The organism is Pseudoalteromonas sp. NBT06-2 (assembly GCF_002276045.1).
In the GTDB taxonomy this organism is placed as follows: Bacteria; Pseudomonadota; Gammaproteobacteria; order Enterobacterales; family Alteromonadaceae; genus Pseudoalteromonas.
This window is the reverse complement of record NZ_NQMR01000406.1, coordinates 1-590: the sequence shown is the minus strand read 5'-3', so window position 1 is coordinate 590 and position 590 is coordinate 1. Positions and strand designations below refer to the sequence as shown.

Here is a 590-nt window from a genome sequence, read left to right as displayed (position 1 = left end):
ATTATTCTACAGCCTCAACGCCCCAATAAGAGGCTAAAAATCAGTTGGTTATACTTTAGCGAGGTACGAGCGACAAACCAACTGTTTTTTGTCCTTATTTATTAGCTTGTTATATGCACTTTTACTATTAATCTGATAGAACATCTTTTTGCTCTTCAAGGCAATCTTGAATGTACTCTTCCATATTACTACAAAGTTCCAAATCATCTATATCTGATGGCACGAACTCTTCTTCGTGATCTGCAAAGTAGATTGTTTCATCGAACTCTTTAACATTGATGAAAGTAAAGTTTCCGAATCCATCATGCCCAATAGCAAAAAAATGACTTGGCCAATTATTCCCAAAAAATGAACACTCTCTTAGCTCAATATTTGTTTGAATTAACCACTCTTCATCGTTTACTAAGTTATCTTCAACAAAGTCTAAATTATCGAGTGCTTTAAATGGGTAGTTAGAAATAGCTAATTTAAAGTACTCAGGGAGTGAAATAGATAACTTACTTTCTATTTTTTCAAAATCCAAATTCAAATTCCTTTTAGATGCTCAATAGTTGAGTTGAGTTCAGTGCATATAACGAGCCTGTAGAATT

At 33.2% G+C, this 590-nt stretch carries 1 protein-coding gene; it reads right to left on the bottom strand.

The genetic code is table 11. The features are described from left to right. Positions 1-127: 127 nt before the first annotated feature. Positions 128-523 (bottom strand): SMI1/KNR4 family protein, encoded by a 396-nt coding sequence (locus CJF42_RS26315; RefSeq protein WP_095369409.1) that lies wholly within the window; start codon positions 521-523, stop codon positions 128-130. Between the last annotated feature and the right edge of the window lie 67 nt (positions 524-590).